General features: G+C 38.6%; 16 protein-coding genes and 1 pseudogene. 8 read left to right on the top strand and 9 right to left on the bottom strand.

The annotated features are described in order from the left end of the window. Positions 1–317: 317 nt before the first annotated feature. The gene (locus CEF19_RS07365; protein WP_100405499.1) at positions 318–1640 is read right to left on the bottom strand and encodes a UDP-glucose dehydrogenase family protein; all 1323 of its coding nucleotides are present in this window, start codon (positions 1638–1640) and stop codon (positions 318–320) included. Between the two features lie 418 nt (positions 1641–2058). On the opposite strand from CEF19_RS07365, the gene CEF19_RS07370 reads away from it, so the two are divergent. Next, positions 2059–2298: a hypothetical protein gene (locus CEF19_RS07370; protein ID WP_100405500.1), complete on the top strand. Its 240-nt coding sequence runs from the start codon at positions 2059–2061 to the stop codon at positions 2296–2298. On the opposite strand, the pseudogene CEF19_RS23700 reads toward CEF19_RS07370, so the two are convergent. After that, a pseudogene (locus CEF19_RS23700) lies at positions 2291–2812 on the bottom strand (DUF6434 domain-containing protein); the annotation flags it as partial. The gene CEF19_RS07370 and the pseudogene CEF19_RS23700 overlap by 8 nt on opposite strands. Positions 2813–3049: 237 nt before the next feature. On the opposite strand from CEF19_RS23700, the gene CEF19_RS07380 reads away from it, so the two are divergent. Next, positions 3050–5269 (top strand): S-layer homology domain-containing protein, encoded by a 2220-nt coding sequence (locus CEF19_RS07380; protein WP_100405501.1) that lies wholly within the window; start codon positions 3050–3052, stop codon positions 5267–5269. A gap of 91 nt (positions 5270–5360) precedes the next feature. Here CEF19_RS07380 and CEF19_RS07385 read toward each other — a convergent pair whose 3' ends face one another. Next, positions 5361–5657 (bottom strand): hypothetical protein, encoded by a 297-nt coding sequence (locus CEF19_RS07385; protein ID WP_100405502.1) that lies wholly within the window; start codon positions 5655–5657, stop codon positions 5361–5363. Between the two features lie 292 nt (positions 5658–5949). Between CEF19_RS07385 and CEF19_RS07390 the strand changes: the two genes are divergently transcribed. The 4 genes from CEF19_RS07390 (at position 5950) to CEF19_RS07405 (ending at position 8370) form a co-directional block, all read left to right on the top strand. Continuing rightward, positions 5950–6513, top strand: coding sequence for a general stress protein (locus CEF19_RS07390; protein WP_100405503.1), 564 nt, complete (start codon positions 5950–5952; stop codon positions 6511–6513). A 548-nt stretch (positions 6514–7061) separates the two neighbouring features. Then, positions 7062–7352, top strand: a complete 291-nt coding sequence (locus tag CEF19_RS07395) for a hypothetical protein (RefSeq protein WP_100405504.1) — start codon at positions 7062–7064, stop codon at positions 7350–7352. 370 nt (positions 7353–7722) lie between these two features. Further along, positions 7723–7923 carry a hypothetical protein gene (locus CEF19_RS07400; protein WP_100405505.1) on the top strand — a complete coding sequence of 67 codons (201 nt, stop codon included), beginning with the start codon at positions 7723–7725 and terminating at the stop codon, positions 7921–7923. A gap of 162 nt (positions 7924–8085) precedes the next feature. Continuing rightward, complete coding sequence (locus tag CEF19_RS07405) at positions 8086–8370, top strand: YrhK family protein (protein WP_227521943.1); 285 nt, start codon at positions 8086–8088, stop codon at positions 8368–8370. Between the two features lie 149 nt (positions 8371–8519). On the opposite strand, the gene CEF19_RS23460 is transcribed toward CEF19_RS07405, so the two are convergent. Together CEF19_RS23460 and CEF19_RS07410 are read right to left on the bottom strand one after the other, a co-directional pair. Next, the gene (locus CEF19_RS23460; RefSeq protein ID WP_198510254.1) at positions 8520–8684 is read right to left on the bottom strand and encodes a hypothetical protein; all 165 of its coding nucleotides are present in this window, start codon (positions 8682–8684) and stop codon (positions 8520–8522) included. A gap of 106 nt (positions 8685–8790) precedes the next feature. Next, entirely contained in the window at positions 8791–9219 is a 429-nt protein-coding gene (locus CEF19_RS07410; RefSeq protein ID WP_100405506.1) for a hypothetical protein, read from the bottom strand. Positions 9220–9685: 466 nt separating this feature from the next. Between CEF19_RS07410 and CEF19_RS07415 the strand changes: the two genes are divergently transcribed. Together CEF19_RS07415 and CEF19_RS07420 are read left to right on the top strand one after the other, a co-directional pair. Further along, entirely contained in the window at positions 9686–10960 is a 1275-nt protein-coding gene (locus tag CEF19_RS07415) for an IS110 family RNA-guided transposase (protein WP_100405507.1), read from the top strand. Between the two features lie 574 nt (positions 10961–11534). After that, positions 11535–12590, top strand: a complete 1056-nt coding sequence (locus CEF19_RS07420) for a LacI family DNA-binding transcriptional regulator (protein ID WP_100405508.1) — start codon at positions 11535–11537, stop codon at positions 12588–12590. Between the two features lie 835 nt (positions 12591–13425). Here CEF19_RS07420 and CEF19_RS07425 read toward each other — a convergent pair. The 4 genes from CEF19_RS07425 to CEF19_RS07440 form a co-directional block, all read right to left on the bottom strand. Further along, complete coding sequence (locus tag CEF19_RS07425) at positions 13426–14751, bottom strand: (Fe-S)-binding protein (protein WP_100405509.1); 1326 nt, start codon at positions 14749–14751, stop codon at positions 13426–13428. After that, complete coding sequence (gene glcD, locus CEF19_RS07430; RefSeq protein WP_100405510.1) at positions 14748–16160, bottom strand: glycolate oxidase subunit GlcD; 1413 nt, start codon at positions 16158–16160, stop codon at positions 14748–14750. The genes CEF19_RS07425 and glcD overlap by 4 nt, the downstream gene beginning before the upstream one ends. A gap of 163 nt (positions 16161–16323) precedes the next feature. Further along, positions 16324–17226, bottom strand: a complete 903-nt coding sequence (locus CEF19_RS07435; RefSeq protein ID WP_100405511.1) for a nucleoside hydrolase — start codon at positions 17224–17226, stop codon at positions 16324–16326. Between the two features lie 13 nt (positions 17227–17239). Then, positions 17240–18898, bottom strand: a complete 1659-nt coding sequence (locus CEF19_RS07440; RefSeq protein ID WP_100405512.1) for a hypothetical protein — start codon at positions 18896–18898, stop codon at positions 17240–17242. Between the last annotated feature and the right edge of the window lie 14 nt (positions 18899–18912).

Raw genomic sequence — 18912 nt, forward strand, 5'->3', positions numbered from 1 at the left:
ATAACATCTTTTAACAACACTAAGATCATATAAACGGCAGGGACGTAAAAAAGTAAAAAACGTACCTTGTTAAATCCCTCTATAAACCGCCGATAATTGCTTGTATGCTTGATTCATTATCCCTCGGTTAGTTTGGTTGATTAAAGTTTGTAAATCCTCTACGCCCCACCAGCTACAGAAGGTCCTTTCTACAATAAGATCAATTCCTTCACCCACATGTTCGTAAAAAATCTGGGTCTTTAACCAAAATAAAAAACCCTTACTAAGAGTTTCCTCTTAACAAGGGGATGAGTAAATAAACTTTAAAATTCTTCAAACTACCGAGCTAATTCTGGCACAACAGTCGGTCGTCCTACCGAATAATACTCAACACCTGCTTCTTCTGCCTCCTGAAGACTATAAGAGTTCCGACCATCAAAGACGATGCCTTCAACAAGAAGCTCCTTATAACGTGCAAGTGGCACATTACGTATCTCGTCCCACTCAGTGATGACAAACGCAATATCAGCTCCCGCAAGCGCTGCTTCAACAGAGTCTGCATAATCTACCGCAGCTGGTAAGAGCGTTTTGGCATTCTTTGTTGCGATTGGGTCATAGGCAATAACATCCGCACCCGCTAGCACCAGATCACGAGCGGTAACAATCGACGCAGCTTCACGCATATCATCCGTGTTCGGCTTAAACGCTAACCCAAGCAACGCAACCTTCTTGCCTTTTAACACACCAAAGCGTTCCTTCGCTTTACGAACAAGTGACATTTGCTGCTTTTGATTCACTTCAATTACAGCTCTCAGAAGGTTAAAGTCATGCTTTACATTCCCAGCAAGCTGCACAAGGGCGTGTGTATCCTTCGGGAAGCATGATCCACCGTAGCCGATCCCCGCATTTAAGAAAGCACGTCCTATTCGATTGTCTTGCCCCATTCCATGAGCAACATCTTCAATATTAGCACCAAGCTTCTCACAAAGTGTAGCAACCTCATTAATAAAGCTGATTTTCGTTGCCAAAAATGCATTCGCTGCATACTTAATCATTTCGGCACTGCGAATATCCGTTTTAAACACAGGAATATCAAAAGGTTTATTAATCTCCTCCAACACCGCTGCTGCTTCTTCAGAATCAGCGCCAATGACAATCCGGTCGCCATTGAATGTATCGGCAACAGCTGACCCTTCACGTAAAAATTCTGGATTTGAAATCACTTCTATTGGAATTGATGTTTGCTTATTTATCAGTTCTTTCACGTGATGATTCGTTCCTACTGGTACTGTACTCTTTGTGACCACAATTACTGTCTCACGAATATTTTTAGCAATATCAGATGCAACTGAATTTATAAAACGTAAATCAGCAGTTCCATCTGCATTTTGTGGTGTACCAACCGCAATATAAATGACTTCTACACCGTCAAACGCAGTTTGATGAGATGTCGTAAAATGAAGGCGATCCGCAGAAATATTTTTCTGCATTAATTCCTCCAAGCCAGGCTCATAAATTGGCGATTCACCTGTCTGCATTCGTTCTACCTTCGCTTGGTCTATATCGACGCATGTTACATGATGGCCGATTTCCGACAACGCTACACCTGTCACTAGACCCACGTAGCCTGTCCCTACGACTGCTATCTTCTTCCCGCTCATTTCCCAACCTCCTGTTGAATTATATGCTCTAAATATGATAGCACATCTTGAGGTAAATCAGCACCTTGCAACTTTCACAGTTCTTAACCAGGTTTATTAAAATATACTTTATCATTTGGTGAAAATTAAATATACTAAGTTAATACTTACATAGTGAGCCGATACCATTTATCTCCCAATATGCACACACGCACTTATGTTAAGCGGTCGCTAAAACTATTCACGCAATAAAGTATAATATTCCCGAGGCCACTGAAAAAGGCGCGATTCCCATCCTTTTCCAACACCCTTTATACTCCCTTGTTATTGATTATTCAAGTATAATAATAGCATTAATTTAAAACTACTATAAAGGTTCGTAAATTTAAATTTCCCACTATTTAGGTTACATAAAAAAAACACAAAGGAGGTATATTTGTTGGTTTCGATTCTATTAACTATCTTTCTATTCATTACTCTCCTTATTACTTTATGGAGAAGAAAAAAAGCTGGTGTTACCGGTCTAAAAAGCGGTTTAACTGCTATCTGCTTATTCCTTATGGCATCGATTAATATCGTCGCGTATTGGCTAGGCCTATTAGGACTAACTAGTTGGATGATTACCGGTGCATTAATATTATTAGGGGTTTATTTCACGAAATATCTTATTTCTAACTAAATAAATGACTTGAAAAGTACTTATTACTACCTGGTAGGCTTTTAATTTCCTTCCATGCCTTAACAGCATCGTTCTGCGTTTTCCCATGGTTCTTCGGGTCAGCAAAATAATCTCGGATAAATTGATTATATTCAAATTGAGGTGCGATGTCCTTTGTATAAGCTGGGTTCTTCTTTCGTTGCTCTTCTTCACGCCAAGCAAAAGTAACATCTCTAAATATTTTCCCCGTATTCTCTTTAAAATAGTTTTGGATATATGTAGAAAAATGGAAATCAGGACCAAGAACGCTCTCAAAAAATGCCCTGACATCCTGACTACAGCGATGGTTTTCAATAATTACTGTGTTTAATGATAATTGGCCATATTGACTGCCTTTTGATTTTCTTGATGGTTTTACTACCTCACCTGTTTCAAGGAAAACTTGTATTCTTTCCGCAATCGCTTGTTTTGATCCTGAAGTTGCTAAGCCGTAATTCTTACAAAAACCTTGAAGCTCTACCTTTAACCAATAAACGTTCTTAAATTCTCAAACAGTGATATTCTTAGTGAGATCTGGCCTCATCAATCTATCCCCCCTCCCCGCAAATTGATAGTTATTATCCAAAACTTTCTTTTTCCCATCATAAACTAGTTATCTTGTGTCGTTCAATAAAATACATCCTCAATTTCAGATAACGTATTTTTACCATTTTATAGTTAAATATGGTAAAATTTAAAATGTTAAATTAAAAATTTATAAGGAGGATTTTTTTTGAATCTATCAAAAGTAGGGATTTTATCATTATCAGCAATGCTCGGTATAGGCATTTTTGCTCCGACTGTTAGTGCTACAAGTCAAGCAGACCACCCTGAGGAGCATCAGATTAAGGTGTCATCATTAGAAACAAGTTTATCAGAAAAAGAAGAATTGATTGAGAGATTGCATGAATTGTTTCCAGGAAGATACGATTTTCTGGATGGACAAGATTTTCACATTGACGAGTATCGTTATCCGGAATGGGACGACGAGGACGTCGAACGTGTTTCTCTGTATTTCCAGAAAGAATTAGGGAATAATAAGTATTTTTATGGCAGTCTTGAGTTTATAGGGGAAGATCGTAAGCTACAACATTTTCAGAGCGAACCTGTTGATGTAGAAGGTGCGATGTATCCAGCGAAGGTGTCACAAGAGGAAGCGAAAGAGATTGCGGCCTCGTTTGTTGACCGAGTTGCCAACGGTAAGTCTTATCGCCTGCGCGAAGGACAAGGTGCTCATTATCATTGGAGAAACCGTACATTAACAGAACCCATCGAATATGAGTTTTATTACGAGAAGTTACAAAACGGAGTGCCTGTTTCTTCACAAGGGTTAACGGTGGTTGTCCTTGGAAATGGAGAAATCACTCGGTATCATTCCGGTGAACACGTAAGTAGTGAACTTACCTTCGAGGCAAATAAAAACACACTTGCAAAAGAAGAGGTTCTTAAGACGATGATGAATACGTTAGATGTTGAGCTTCGTTATATCATTGAGCACGATTATCTCAAAGATGAAGCAAAAGCGCGTCTAACGTATATACCTAGACCTTATTTTGAAGGAATCCATGCTGTAGATGGAAAATGGCTTGTTGCTCAAAAATTTGTTGATGAGTTACCAAAACAACTTGAAATTAAAAAGCTAGATGCTGGGGTAACTTCAGAGCCAAAGCCTGTAACAAAAGAAGAAGTGAAAAAAATGGCGGAAGCACTTTTAGAAAAAGAGACTGACAATGGTACATTACATATCGAGAGTGTTACTGAAGAGAAGATGGGAGAGCTAGAAACGTTCAGTGTTTCTTATTCCTACCGCACAAACAATGGGGGTCACGGGACAAACTTCAATGTTAATAAACAAAATGGGGAAATCATTAGTTTTTATGATGTTTCTAAGGGTTATGACAACCAACAAAGTGTCAACCTCTCATATGAAGAAGGGCTAGAAGCCGCAGTAAAAGCAATAAAGACATTCGCACCGCATTCAATGAACCAATATTCTTACCCAATAGATGTTCATTACAAATCAGCGGAAAATGGCGTTTATTCTTTCCACTTTCCTCTCATCAAGAACGGTTTAGTTGTTGATGGATCCGCTTTATATGTATCCATTTCAGCAGAAGATGGGGCTATTGTTTCGTTTAATAATTACCCTCTCCTCGTTGAAGAATGGCCTGAAGTTGAACTTGCTGTGAGTAAAGAACAAGCACTAGAGGCGTTTAAAGAAAATATCGATGTTCAGTTAACATACCAAAATCTATATAGAAGTGAAAAGCAGCATCATTTCTACCTACTTTACACGCCTAAATTCCAAGACAATTATGCTTATTTTGATGCGACAAAAGGTGAATGGACTCAAACAAACGTTGAGGTACCTACTCCATCTTTACCAAGCCTCGAAGGTCACTGGGCTGAAGATGAAATCAATTACTTAATTGATTCAAGCATTTTAAAAATAGAAGATCCTGAATCGTTTCATCCGAATCAAAAGGTTAGCAAAGGAACCGCTCTTGAAGTTCTCGTGAAATCTATTTTTTATGTAGAAGAGTATCGTTATGAACAAAATCCAAAGCAAACCTTTGATAACATTGACAAGAATCATCCTTTATACGCAGTTGTTGAATTAGCGGTTAAAAAGAATATCCTTGACGCAAATGAAAAAACGCTTGATTTAGATAAAGAAATTTCTCGTGAAGAATTAGCTTATTGGTTTATTCGTGCTCTCGAATTCGAAAATGTCGCAAAGTATCAAGATATTTACCAAGTACCGTTTATCGATCGCACAAAAATTAACAACGATTATCTAGGACATGTTGCACTTGCTTACGCCTTTGGAATTTTTCAAGGTGATGCCAAACAACAATTCCGCCCACAAGAAAATGTAACTTTAGCACAGTTATCTGTGACCAATTTCCGTTTTGCTAAAAAAGCAGCAGAATTTAATATCCAAAGTTGGTAAGAAACCGTTAACTAAGAGCTGTTTCCAAAGGGTATCAGGCCTCCCTTTGGAACAGCTTTTTTTGCTTGTTTAAACCTAAACTACAAATTGATTAACGTGATGTCTTTGTTGTCGTTGTAATAATTGTATTTCCTTTTTGCGCTTGTTGTGTTGTTTGCTGCCCAGCTTGTTGCGTTGCTTGTTGCTGAGCTTGCTGTGTTGCTTGTTGCGCTGCTTGCTGTTGAACTTGTTGCGTTAGTTGTTGGATTTGTTGTTGTGCCTGTTGTACAGCTTGTTGCGCTTGTTGAATTTGCTGAGGATTCGCAGCAGATTGAGCCTGCTGCACAGCTTGTTCCGCTTGCTGTAACTGTTGTTGCGCTGCTTGTAATGATTGATTTTGCTGTGTCATAGTAGTTCCTCCCGAGAATCATTATTTTAAGGGCACTAACCCCAATCATTATCCTGTGTCTTTTTACTAATTTCTATCCCGTTCTCAAATTTAAATTGCGCTCCATTCAAATTTCCCACTTTTTTTTAAAAGTTTACAAAATCCCTCGTTCCCCTTTGTCTAAAGGCTTTAAAGGCTATTCAAATAAAAATAACGTGAATTTCACGAGTGAAAATGATTAATTTTCGGGCTACCCGGGTAGATGCAAAAGTGTAGACGAAAAAACACTAATTCTTAAAAGGAGGAGTTTATCATGGAAAAGAAAATCATTGGTGGAGTATTTAAAGATCAATTTGATGCGGTAAATGTTATTGAACAATTAGAGAGAAACGGTTATAACCGAAACGACATTTCAATATTTGCAAAAGATGAGGTTATCTCAAGAACCATCACAGATAAAACGGAGATCGACGTCTCAGGAGATACAAAGGATCATCATAACCGTGGTAAAAAGGCGGGTAAAGGACTAGGAATTGGTGCTGGCGCTGGCGCTGTACTTGGCGGCGCTGCAGGACTAGCTTTACTGGCTATTCCTGGAGTTGGACCTATTATGGCCGCTGGACCTATTGCAGCAGCAATCGAAGGTGGTTTAATCGGTGCTGGTGGTGGTGGTATCGTCGGGGCACTGACTGGTGCAGGTATTACCGAAGAGCAAGCAAAAGAATACGACAAATATTTAAATGAAGGATACATTGTAATTCTTGTAGAAGCTGATCAAACGCAAGAAGAGAATGTATTTGGAACCTATACTAGCCATAACACAAGAAACACTCATATGTATCCGAGTTATATAGGTGGAAAAAACAATAACTACTAATTTTCCATTGAAAATAAGGGAGGGGTTTCCAAAGGGAATCTCTCCCTTATTCATTGTAGCCGTAGTTGATCGACTATTTCTCCATATAAAACACTTCCCACAGATGACCATCTAAATCCTGAAAACCCCATCCCCCGTCGTTTGTATTTTCCTCTATCGGCTTATTACAAACGACTAACATCATTAGAAATAAAACTTCACCAAAAACCTCCCTTAGAACTTTCTATCACTGTAGTTACAACATGTTGTTTAGGCCTGTTCACATCCAATTTTCACCTTTAGTTTTCTTGAATCCTTATTGCTTTTTGATCCTCTCCGTACATTTTCTTCGTCAAATCATCTTCATAAATTTTCATCCAAAGACCCCTCTCCCTCCTTGACGTAGTACGTCTCCTCCGCTTTTTTAACTATCTATATCATTAGAGTGTAGCAAGACCGTATCGAATGTTTAATTAAAAATATTTATCGAAAGAGGTCGAAAGTTTCCATTCATATTTTCCGTTAGTAAGGTAACACTAAGACCAATTCTATGCATGGGGGGAATTGAAATGGGAAAAAAAGATGAAGAATATACAGATTTTTCAAATGTAGAAACACAAAGAAGCTTCTTGACGGCTGAAGAATACCCAGAAGGGCCTTATGGATCCCCAAGAGGCAAAACACAGCCCGTAGAAAATAAAAACACCCCATGGAAACATGGCCAACAATATTACAGTAATCTTGCTTACGAATTCCGCAATATGCATCAAGATTTACCGAGACAATTTCCTGGCGCACACCAAACTCACGATGAAGATGGGAAAGATAGAGAAGAACCGTATAAGGACGCTCCTTTGTAAAATAAGTTAAAGAGGAAACGGGATCCGTTCGCTACTCGCCTTACGATGAGAAAATCACTCAACGTAAGGCTTTTAATAGATGTAGCGATTCCGCACATTGCAGGTGCCATCCTGTCTTTTTTCAATAGAGGTATTATGATCATTTGTCAAATAATGTAACAATATAGGTCATTTATTACAGGTAAAATATTTCAGTTAATGGTAATTCGTTCTATCAGAGCCTAAATCAACCTTTTTCTCATAGGTTTAAAGATACTTGTTTACAAATAGAGATGATATACACTATTAATAAGTTGAATTTTTTGAATACTAGTTTTGATAATCTAGGCGATTGGATACTAATAAAATCCTTCGAAAGCAGGTGCAACTTATGATAGAACTAGAGATAAAAGTAAGTCAAGAGGTTGCAGAGAAGTTAAACGAAATTGCGGAGCAACGAGGTGTCACAATAAATGACGCAGCGACACTTGTACTAACCCAGTATAGTAATAGGTACATTAACCTCATCAAGCTTCACAAGGGTAGCCAAGAAAATAGCATCGAAAAAGACGGCAGCGTTAGTAAAGTCTAAGTTATTTTCTCAAAATCTAGTAAATCAAATTTTCTTACTTTACGAGCCAGAAGTAGCTTTGTTTTGCAGTTTTTTTTATCGGTTTGCCTCTCCCCGTTTACACGTCTGAAAAACCGGGTAAAGATTACTCGACAACAAGAGGACTGTGTAAGGAGGTTTATCGTGCCTAAAATTACAGATGAAGAAGAATACTTATCCATTCAAGCAGGTCGCTTTCGAATCTTTTTCAACAAACGGTATCGGGTTATTACTGTCTTAAATGATTTATTAATAGGAGTCTTATTTTTAACCGGAAGCTGTCTTAACTTTTTTTCCATCACAGAAACGTATGCAAATGTTTTCTATCTCCTAGGGAGTCTATTTTTAGTAGGGCGCCCTGTGCTCAGACTGATGCATAATACATCGCTTCGAAAGGAAATGAAGGATAAAGATACATATACTCCATAGGGGAGTCTTATTGAGACAAACCAAACAGCCTTTCACTGGCATGTCAACCAATTGAAAGGCTTATATGTGGATCAAGCCAAGCACGTCTAGCTTTTTTCTATTGTCCCTACTAATCTTCCTATCTTTATTACGTTTGGTATAATATTCAACTAATTTTCCTCTGTATTTTCTTTATGATTTTTCTTTAGTGTTGCGTTAATATTATTGAGGCTTAATAAGATAAAGCCCAGCATGATAAATGTGACAATCTCTCCGGTATAAAAAGAAATAATACCTAATACTAAAAAATAAAAACTGTACCACAAATTCCTCATTTCTATCCTCCTACTCCAAAAATACAAGTTGTACAACACCCCTTATAGCAGGTAATTCGGTTAATTTTACCAACTCCTACTTAAATTCTTCAACTTTTCACTAACTTCAATACACTTTTTTGTTATTGCAAATTACTCCATTTTCTTTGTCGTATAATAAGGTTGCTTCCTTCTGTCGTTTTCTATAGGTGGGGTCATCTAGAGCAGACAATTTTATAATAAAATCACTATTAAAACTGCCATGATACTCGATAAATGTCGATTCCTCTATATAAGAATAAAAGTCTTCAGAACTTTCTTTGTATACAAGCTTAGAAGACTCGGGGGTAAAATCCTCAAAGATTTCTACCCAACCTAAATAATCGAAATCCGTACCAAATTTCTCGTTGTAGTCAATTTCAAGTTGCGATTTTAAAGAGCTACCATTAACAAGAACACAACCATTTAGTAAAGCAAACACTAAGCCAATGATCATTAGTCCGAAAGGCATTATCAATCGATTTCTAACTCTTTTAGTAAAATTACTCTCTTTCATCTTACGATCTCCCGTCCCAAATTGGATCTAAATGATACAAAAACACCTAACAAATGCACCGAGTTAGAACTACGTATAAACTGGCACTGACCAGGAAAAGGAATTTAACATAGTACAAATCTTAACACTATACTCGTTATACCAGCTATTATACCTAATAAGATTCGATGTTTCGGATTTAAACCTCCCTCCGCTTAAAGAATTCCTTAGAGCGACTCATCATCTTCCATTGTTTTAAATACTTTGACTTATCTCCAATTGTATCACCAATATGTTGTCCTACTTCGATTTATCCCGTAAATAGTTCGACTATGACGCTCTATTCGTTGCGAGTTCTTAGTGTCTTCGATATTGCTTAAGCATTCCTGTAGTGCGTTAATTTCGACTTTGAAAAAAATAGAGCCCCTCAGTAAGATAAGAGTATAGACACCACTCTATTACTCAAATTCTAAGGAGGAACTCTTATATGAAGTTTAAAATGCAAGAAAAACAAAATCAACTAATAGAAAGAATTTCCGATAAACATCTCGTTGTTGGTGTGGATATTGCCCAACAAACACATGTCGCCCGAGCTGTGAATTATCGTGGTATTGTGGTTGGTGATCCTTTACCTTTTGAAAATGACGATGATGGTTTTGCAAGGTTACTAGATTGGATAAAACAGCTTAAAAACACCAAAGGTCTTGATACAGAAATCGTTGGTATGGAACCTACAGGGCATTATTGGTTAAACTTATCAGGATGGCTTTACGAACAAAATATTGATGTTGTGACAGTTAATCCCCACCTTGTTAAAAAGAATAAAGAAAATAGAGATAATACTCAGTCCAAAAGTGATAAAAAAGACGCTCTAGTTATTGCTGATATGGTGAAGAATGGATACTATTCCTTTATTCGTCCAACTGGAGAGGCTTTCGAAAAACTGAGAGTACTGATGTCTAATCGAGATACAGTAGTAAAACGATTTGTCAGTGCTGCGAACCAAATCAATCGTTGGGTTGATATTATTTTTCCTGAATTTAGACAAGTTTTTAAAGACGTGAAAGGCAAAGGAGCACTCGCTACTCTCCGTTTATTCCCTACACCGAAAGAATTACGTTCGATGGAAGCCATCGATATCGTTAATGAGTGGAGAACCGTGATGAAGCGTCAACCTGGTATAAAAAAAGCTCAAGCCCTCATTCAACTAGCCAAGAATTCTGTTGGTAATGATAAAGCACACGATGCATATAAATTACACCTAAAACAATTACTTGAGGAATTTGATCTCGCCACAACCCAACTCGAAATAATAGAAAAAGAAGTATCTGAAGCGCTTGAAAGCATTACTTTCACCGATAAATTACTTGGTATTAAAGGCTTAACAGAAATAACGTTAGGTGGAATTTTAGCTGAAACTGGTGATTTAAGTCACTTCGCACATGGTAATTCGCTATTACGACATGCGGGTTTACATCTAGTCGAAGCCAGCTCTGGTAAATGGAAAGGGCAAATTGTCCTTTCTAAGCGAGGAAGGTCTCGTCTAAGGCGATTCTTATACCTAGGAACAATGTGTCTTGTGATGAACAATCCAGAGTTCAAAGAAATTCATGCCTACAATGTCAAAGTAAAAAAGATGAAAAAAATGAAATCTATCATGAAACTGGTTGGTAAGTTTGCAAGAATGATAGTAGGAATTGCCCGACGTAATGAACCCTATTGTGCAGAAAAAGTACACCCTTTGACACCTTTAGCAGCATAAGTTAATTGCCTTATAACTGAACATATGAAACAGTAAAAGTTACTTTATTGAATGTTGGCTTATTCGTAGGATCTCAAAGAAAGCACGGAGTACTGGAATACTTAAACAAAAGGGCACAGACCCATTCCTTTAGCAAAACCGGCCTCCACCCCTTGGATAGGCATGACGAAGGAATGAAAGGGCAAAAGACCCGTTGAGACATGGGAGGGAAAGCCTCCAGGGGCGGCGTGGAGAATGCGTGCAGTATATGGTAATAAATGGAGCATAGATTGACTCCTCTATTCCCGCATGCCTTCATGTAGCCTTTATTATCAATACTTATTCCACTTTTCCGTCATTGTTCTTACAAGTGGTTTGAAATCCTGCGAATAAGCGAGTATTTGAGAGAATTATGAATCTAACTGAGGGAGTTTAAGTAGTTTCTCTTTATTTCAGATAGGGTAATTTGGTATGATTAATGAATAAGCGAGAGGTGGGTCAAACGTCCTGAAAAATTAATCTTAGGAAACACTATTAAAATAATTAGAATTTTTTTTCATCTTGTTTTTCTAATGTTGATGGAGAGTGACATGGTATGGCTAAAAAAGTAACAATGCAGCAAATCGCTGATTATTTAGGAGTTTCAAAATTCGTAGTATCAAAAGCTCTATCTGGTAAAGAGGGTGTGAATTCTATAACTCGCGAAAAAGTTTTCGAGGCAGCTTCAAAATTAGGATACTTTGCCCAAAAAAACAAAAAGGTAAATCAAATCAAATTAGAGAAACAAATTACGGATTTTGAAAAAGATCACAACCAGGTCGTCTTAGTGTTAATGCCAAATATTCGTTTTCAAAATAAAAAATCTAGTTATTGGGGGAAGATCCTCGAAGGCCTTTCCTCTAAATTAGAGAATGCGAAATGCGGAATGGTTGTTTTAACCGAAAATAATGTAGAGAATTTATCAAATGTTCTTAACCCTAAAGGTTTTATAGGAGTAATTACTGTCGGTGAAACCTCAACTGCTCTATTACTAGAAGTGAATCGAATGGGCATCCCGTTGGTAATGATTGATCATGAGGATCCACTATTGCCTAGTGATACCATCTTTAATAATAACTTTGATTGCAGTATGAATTTGACCAATCACTTAATTGGTCTAGGTCATTCAAATATTCAATTTGTTGGAGATGTTCATTATGCTCGAAGTTTCTATGATCGTTTTTTAGGATTTAGAAGTGCGTTAGAAAGTAATGATTTACCTTTTGAAAAGGAAGACTTGTTAATCCCTCTCACAAATGAACCGGTTCTAGATCAAATGACCTCCTGGTTGAATAACCCATTGAAAAAAGCTTTACCGACCGCCTTGGTTTGTGCAAATGATTACATAGCTAAGTATGTAGTGATGGCATTAAAGGATTCAGGTTATTGTGTTCCTGATGATATCTCTGTGGCCGGATTCGATAATATGGAATTTTCTTATACGATGTCCCCAACATTAACAACGGTAGACATAGCCAAACAAGACCTTGGTATTCGCGCGGTAGAGATGCTGTTTAGAAGAATTCAACAGAATCATGCTCCGTTTGAGAAGCTATTGTTGGCAGGTACAATTATGTTGCGTGAATCGACTGTAGGATTACGAACAAGCTAAACCTACTACAAACGTAAAAAGGTTAACTAATCGCAAAAAACCGGTTATGGCAGTAGCCATAACCGGTTTTCTTTATCCTTTTATCGACCCTATCATTGCCCCTTTTGCAAAATATCTTTGCAAGAATGGGTAGACAATAAGAATCGGGAAGCCAACCGTTTTATTTGAAATTTTGTCACTATATAACAAAGGTGCTTGAGGAATATATGTAATAACTTTTTTTCAGGAGTTGGACAGAAACCCCGTATTGTGAAATGGTGGCAACGTCATCATAATGCCACCACTTTCATCCGATTAAATCCTATGGTATACCCTGACTGCCAAGTAATTCTGCTTCTTTTTCTTCTAACTGAGAAATTAATCAAACGTTTATTTAACTAATTATAATTTCCCTATCAATCCGCTTAATCGCTCCACCAATCAACCCAATTTCACCGCTTTAAATGCCTGTTTAAAACTTCTCAAAGTCTCACTCTCGTCTGCCCCCCGAAGGAAATCATTCTCATACCGGGGTTTTTGATCTTATAAAGTCACATTCTTCACGTCTAACAGATCGCCAACCTTCTTAAATAACGATCCATTATGACCAATTGACATCGTAGGTGGGTTGGCGTCGCCGCGAACCATTCTGTCATATATTCATCAGGATGTTTGCAGAGTTTCACTGGTGCCCGGGTCATATCTACGATTTGAGCATTCAACCACTCACCTGCTCTTATATCCTCTTACGAAGTCTATAACTAAGCCATAGTTGTAGACTTCGCAAGGGGGAAATACCCGTTAAGTCTCCGAAAAAAAAATCTCAACTCTCGTAAGGTTGAGACTTTTTTATTCACTACCTTGGTTCGTTTAATGCCTCTAACAGTAAATCGGCTAAATGAACGGCTCTTACTTTGCTGTCTAATCCTTCACGACTAATGCCGAGCTTCATTTGTAAAAGGCATCCCGGGTTTCCAGTTACAATGGTATGAGCGTTTGTTTCTTTTACTTTAGTCATTTTATAATCAAGGATTTGCATCGACATCTTTTGTTCGGTTATGTTATAAATCCCTGCCGACCCACAACATTGGTCTGACTCTTGCATTTCCTTAAAACTTGTTCCCTCAATTGATTGCAATAGTGTTCTTGGGGCACTAGCTGTTTTCATGACGTTTCGCAAATGACACGAATCTTGATAGGTCATAATTTGCTCATCCATTCCAAGAGAATGGCTCATAAAGTCTAGTTCCACTAAAATTTCCGAGAAATCCTTTACCTTATTTGAAAAAGCTTTCGCACGTTCGCTCCAACCTTCTTCATTTTTCAGTAAATGGTCGTATTCAATTAATAAGGCCCCACACCCCCCGGCATTTAAAACAATGTCATCGACCTCTAACTTTTCAAATGCTTCAATGTTTGCTTTAGCTAGCTGCTTTGCCATCTCCTTTTCTCCACTGTGAGCATGAAGAGCACCACAACAGCCTTGTTGCTTGGGAATAATGACGTCACACCCTACCTTTTGCAAAAGCTTCATTGTCGCATTGTTTGTCTCCATAAACATCGTATCCATTAGACACCCCGTAAAAAAGGCTACTTTTCGAACCGTCTTCCCTTCGGCTTGACGAAAAGAGGGACGTTGATTTAATTCCTTTTTACTTGGTACCTTTGGAATCACTTTTTCCATTTGGGCTAAGTTCCCCGGCAAGATGTTTAACACGTTACTTTTTTGGAGTAGATGCTGCATGCCACTTTTTTGATAAAACGACAGCAAGTAATGAATATTTTTTATCCTTTGTTTATTAGGAAATAACTCCTTAAAAACAAAATGTCTTAACATTTTTACAGGGAGTGGATGCTTTTTCTTTTGTTGAATCACATCACGGGCATCCTCAAGTAGGTGGCCATATTTCACTCCGGATGGACAAACAGGTTCACATGCACGACAGCCTAAACACAAGTTCAATTGGTCTTCAATCGAATCATCTGGTTCGATTAACCCATCGACGACACCCTTCATCAACGCAATTCGCCCTCTAGGTGAAGCTGCTTCATATTGGTTTGTTTGCCCATACGTTGGACATGAAGGTAAACAAAAACCACAGCGCATGCAATTCAATAATTCATCATAATCTAGTCGCTCTTTGAAACCTTTTTGTATCTCTTCTTTCACCTGTTGTTTCATGAATGAACCACCACTCTTTTGCGGGTGTCTTTAGCAAAGATTTTCCCTGGATTCATAATTCCATTTGGATCGAAGGCATCCTTGACCGCTTTCATAGCGCGAACCCCTTCTTCGCCAATTTTCCAGGCTAAGTAAGGTGACTTCATCTCACCAACACCATGTTCACCCGTAATTGTCCCGCCAAGTTCAATCGCCTTCGCAAAGATGTCCTCAAAAGCTAGTTCAACTCGGTGCATTTCCTCTTTGTCACGGGCATCTGTTAAGCATGTTGGGTGTAAGTTGCCATCCCCAGCATGACCAAACGTACAGATTTTCACATCATGTTTTTTTGCAATCTCATTAATGGCGCGAACCATATCACTAATTTTTGAACGAGGTACCGTCGCATCTTCCAGGATGGTTGTCGGCTTCATTCTCGCAAGGGCTGAGAGTGCCGACCTTCTTGCCGTACTTAAGGCTTCTGCTTCTTCTTTGGACTGGGCAATGTTAACTGAAAGTGCCTTACCCTCTAAACAAATTTCCGAAATACGTTGAATGTCTCTCTCCACAATAAAAGATGGCCCATCCTGTTCAATAAGTAAAACCGCTTCAACATGTGTAGGAAGATCCACCTTGGCAAAATCCTCTACAACTTCACATGTTGGTTTATCTAGAAACTCAAGGGTCGCCGGAATGATTTTATTAGCAATGATGGCTGAAACGGTTTTCGCTGCGTCATTCATATCCTCAAAAAGGGCCAGTAAGGTTTTCTTCGTCTCAGGTTTTGGGATTAATTTTAAGATGGCTTCTGTCACAATACCTAAAGTTCCTTCAGAACCAACAAATAAATTAGTAAGGTCGTAACCAGCCACATCCTTTGCTAATTTCCCACCTGTTTTCACAATGTCTCCATTAGGTAATACAACTTCAAGGCCTAATACATAGTCTTTTGTGACACCATATTTTAAACCTCTTAAGCCACCAGAGCATTCATTAATATTTCCACCAATTGTAGATATTTTCATCGAGCTAGGATCCGGTGGATAAAATAAGCCTTTCGCCTCTACGGCTTGGATAATTTGCAACGTGATAGCGCCTGGCTGAACAGTGACCGTTAGATTTTCTTCATCAATTTCGATAATTTGGTTCATATGATTAAAGGTTAAGACAATTCCGCCTTGAGTAGGGCAAGTCCCTGCACTTAAATTGGTTCCAGAACCGCGTGGAATAAGGGGAATTCCAGCATCGTTACAAATTTTTAAAATGCCTTGGACATGTTCCTTCGTTTCAGGCATGATAACAGCATCAGGCATTGCTTGAAAGTTCGGCGTTGCGTCATAGGAATAAACAAGTCTTGCTTCATTTGTATCTTTGAAATTTGTATTCCCCACAAGTTTAATTAGCTTTCTTCTTATTTTTTTGTCTAACAAAGTGACCTCTCCCTTCATTATATTTAGTATAAACAGAGTACGTCGAACTAACTATGTACATAACCACTAACTTACGTCTATTTCTCGATGTTTTTTTGTGTAAAGATACAAAGAAGCCCAACGTTATTAATTCAAAGGATTAATAACGTTGGGCCTCAAGCCATTACTCATTCGGGAAATTAATTGCCAACTTTGCATACATATCTTCTAAGGTATACCGAGCATCAATATAATCATAAACACGGATTTGTCGTTCTTGTTGATAATGGATATAATTCATGTCGTTCGTCACCAACGGGGCTGGTCTCATTTGATAATCAAAGCGATGAGCATCGAGTAGCAAGCTAATCGCTGGAGAATCACCCATTGACCAACTTTCGCCAAATGGCCAACGTCCTGACGTTAATTTCTCATTTAATTCTACAAGCTGTTGGAATAGATAGTTTCCAATTTCTCCGTATGGTTGTACTTTATGCTGTAACTCTGCAATACTAACGCGTATACCTGAATATGCAGGTTTAGGTACTTGCCATAGCTCAAGATTCGCCTTAAATACAACATTTACTGCATGAATATCATTACTCAGATTAAATTCATCTGCCCCATGTGGCCAAGCCCCACCACCAATCCAAATGGCAGTTAGCCTCCCAGATATATCTGGATTTTGTAAGTAGGCTGAGGCAAGATCTGTAATCGGCCCTAGAAAAACGACAAATAATGGTCTTGGATCGTCTTTCAATGCTTCTTTAATAATGAGTGAAGATCCTTCTGACATTTCGGCTGTCTGTTCATCGGTTAATCCACGTGTGGCGCCCCTCACCACTGGTATGTCATCACAGGTCATTAAATCTAAGACATGTTTTATTTCTCGATAGCTCTTCTCCATCGAATCCAAGTCTCTTTCGGTACCGTAATGTGCCGCTATGATTCCTTCGATTTGAAAAAGTGGTGTTAATACTGCATGGACAATTGCAAATTGATCATCAGCCTCGTTCTTCGCATCAGAATTGATAATTAAACGGATTTTCTTCTGAGGCGGCACGTTAAACTTATACTTGAGATTCATTATTTCCTCCTCCTTACTCCTTTATCGTTCTTCTTTCAAAGTTCAGTTCGAAGCCATCTTGATCTGATGGATATATTCTTAGTTCTTCATCACCAAAACGCTGCATCCAACATTGGTCGGTACCGAGAAACGGACGCATTGTTTCATGTACAGACGAGTCTTCTAGAAAATTTTCAGTGACCAACCATACCCCTTCACCAACTCTCCTACTTTCAGACCAACTCTCTGTGGTGAGCCACTGGGCAATAATAACAGTAGAGCCGTTCTCCGCTTTTTTTCTAAGCGCAGCTAGCGATTCTAAGGAAATTCTTGTGCCCGCTGCAATTAATAATTTTGGATTCCCTAATTGGATCTCTTTGACAAATTCATCGTACACAACAACATTGTTTACTGGATAAAATAGCGGGTGTTCTCGGTCCCCATCCCAAATTCTCCCATTCCTAAGGGGGAACTTCTCCAATGGAACTTCTTCTTTTAAGCGATGCCTGGGAAAGTCATAACCCGAGATATGCATACAGCTTCCGTGCGGAGGAATTTTCTTATGACTAAGTAAATGCCATACGTGAAAAATACTTTGCGACTTTTCCCAGCCAACTAACTGACGGTTTCCAAATAACCGTGTATTTTGTCCATAATTACTATCATCTGAGTGAATAAAGACAATATCAGGATTTACTTGTCTATGGTTCCACTGTAATCGATTTTCGGGAATGTACTTATGAACAAATTCATCCCAAACTTCCCCAAAAACAGTTTTGCTGAACGTCGCATTTTCATACTTCAGGAGTACATCAATATTTTCTGTAAAAAGATGACTCGGTCTCATGAGATAACTCATCCTTAATGCAGATGCGTACTCCCCAGGTGAGTGACCGGGGAAACCTGAGGTCCGAATAAACCACTCTCCTACGTCAGGTCCCCATAAATCTACGCATATCCACATGTCTTTCCCATATTGCTTCGCTGCACCTAGAGCTGTTGATAATTGTAAAGACTGAAAGGATTCTTTCATTGTTTTTGGACAGACGACCATCCCACCTCGTGCTTGGGTATGGAACATTACTGGAAAAACTTGTTCGGTTACTAAAGGGATAGTATTCGTTTGCATGCCTTCTTTTCTTATTAACTCCTCCGTATGCTTTACTCTGTTCGCAACGGCTTTAGTAACCTTTCGGGCGGCCTGGTCTAATGTTAAGCCATCCGTTTTGGCCCAGTGAGGAAAAAAACCATCTTTACGATATTGACTTGCATTGATTTGTAAATGCTCTGGTTCATCGTATAATAATCCAATTAATCTGCCACTTCGCGCTGCTTCAGCAATCACAGAATCAGGAACATCATACCGGTTCGTTCCTTCCACATATGGACCATTAATATTTCCATATTCATTCCCTATACATATGTCCATTCCATAGTTCACCATATCTCCAATAACTTCTGATTGTCCTACTAAGCTAGGAAACATGTGATGAACATAAAATTCAGCTCCCATGCCTTGCATCTCTTTCACAAAGCTCCTTGGGGTTGGTGTGGCATCTTGGGATGGGTAAACTTTTCCCGTGCCTGTTCTCATAATATTATCAGATTGCTCTTTAGCCCAAGAATCCTGCCAGGCAACGACTGGCCCTTGAAGTCCCAGTTTTGTTTTATGATTGGTTCGTTTTTTTGCCATTATTCCATCTCCTA

Origin of the sequence: Bacillus solitudinis (genome assembly GCF_002797395.1) — a bacterium.
Classification (GTDB): domain Bacteria; phylum Bacillota; class Bacilli; order Bacillales; family Bacillaceae_D; genus Halalkalibacter_A; species Halalkalibacter_A solitudinis.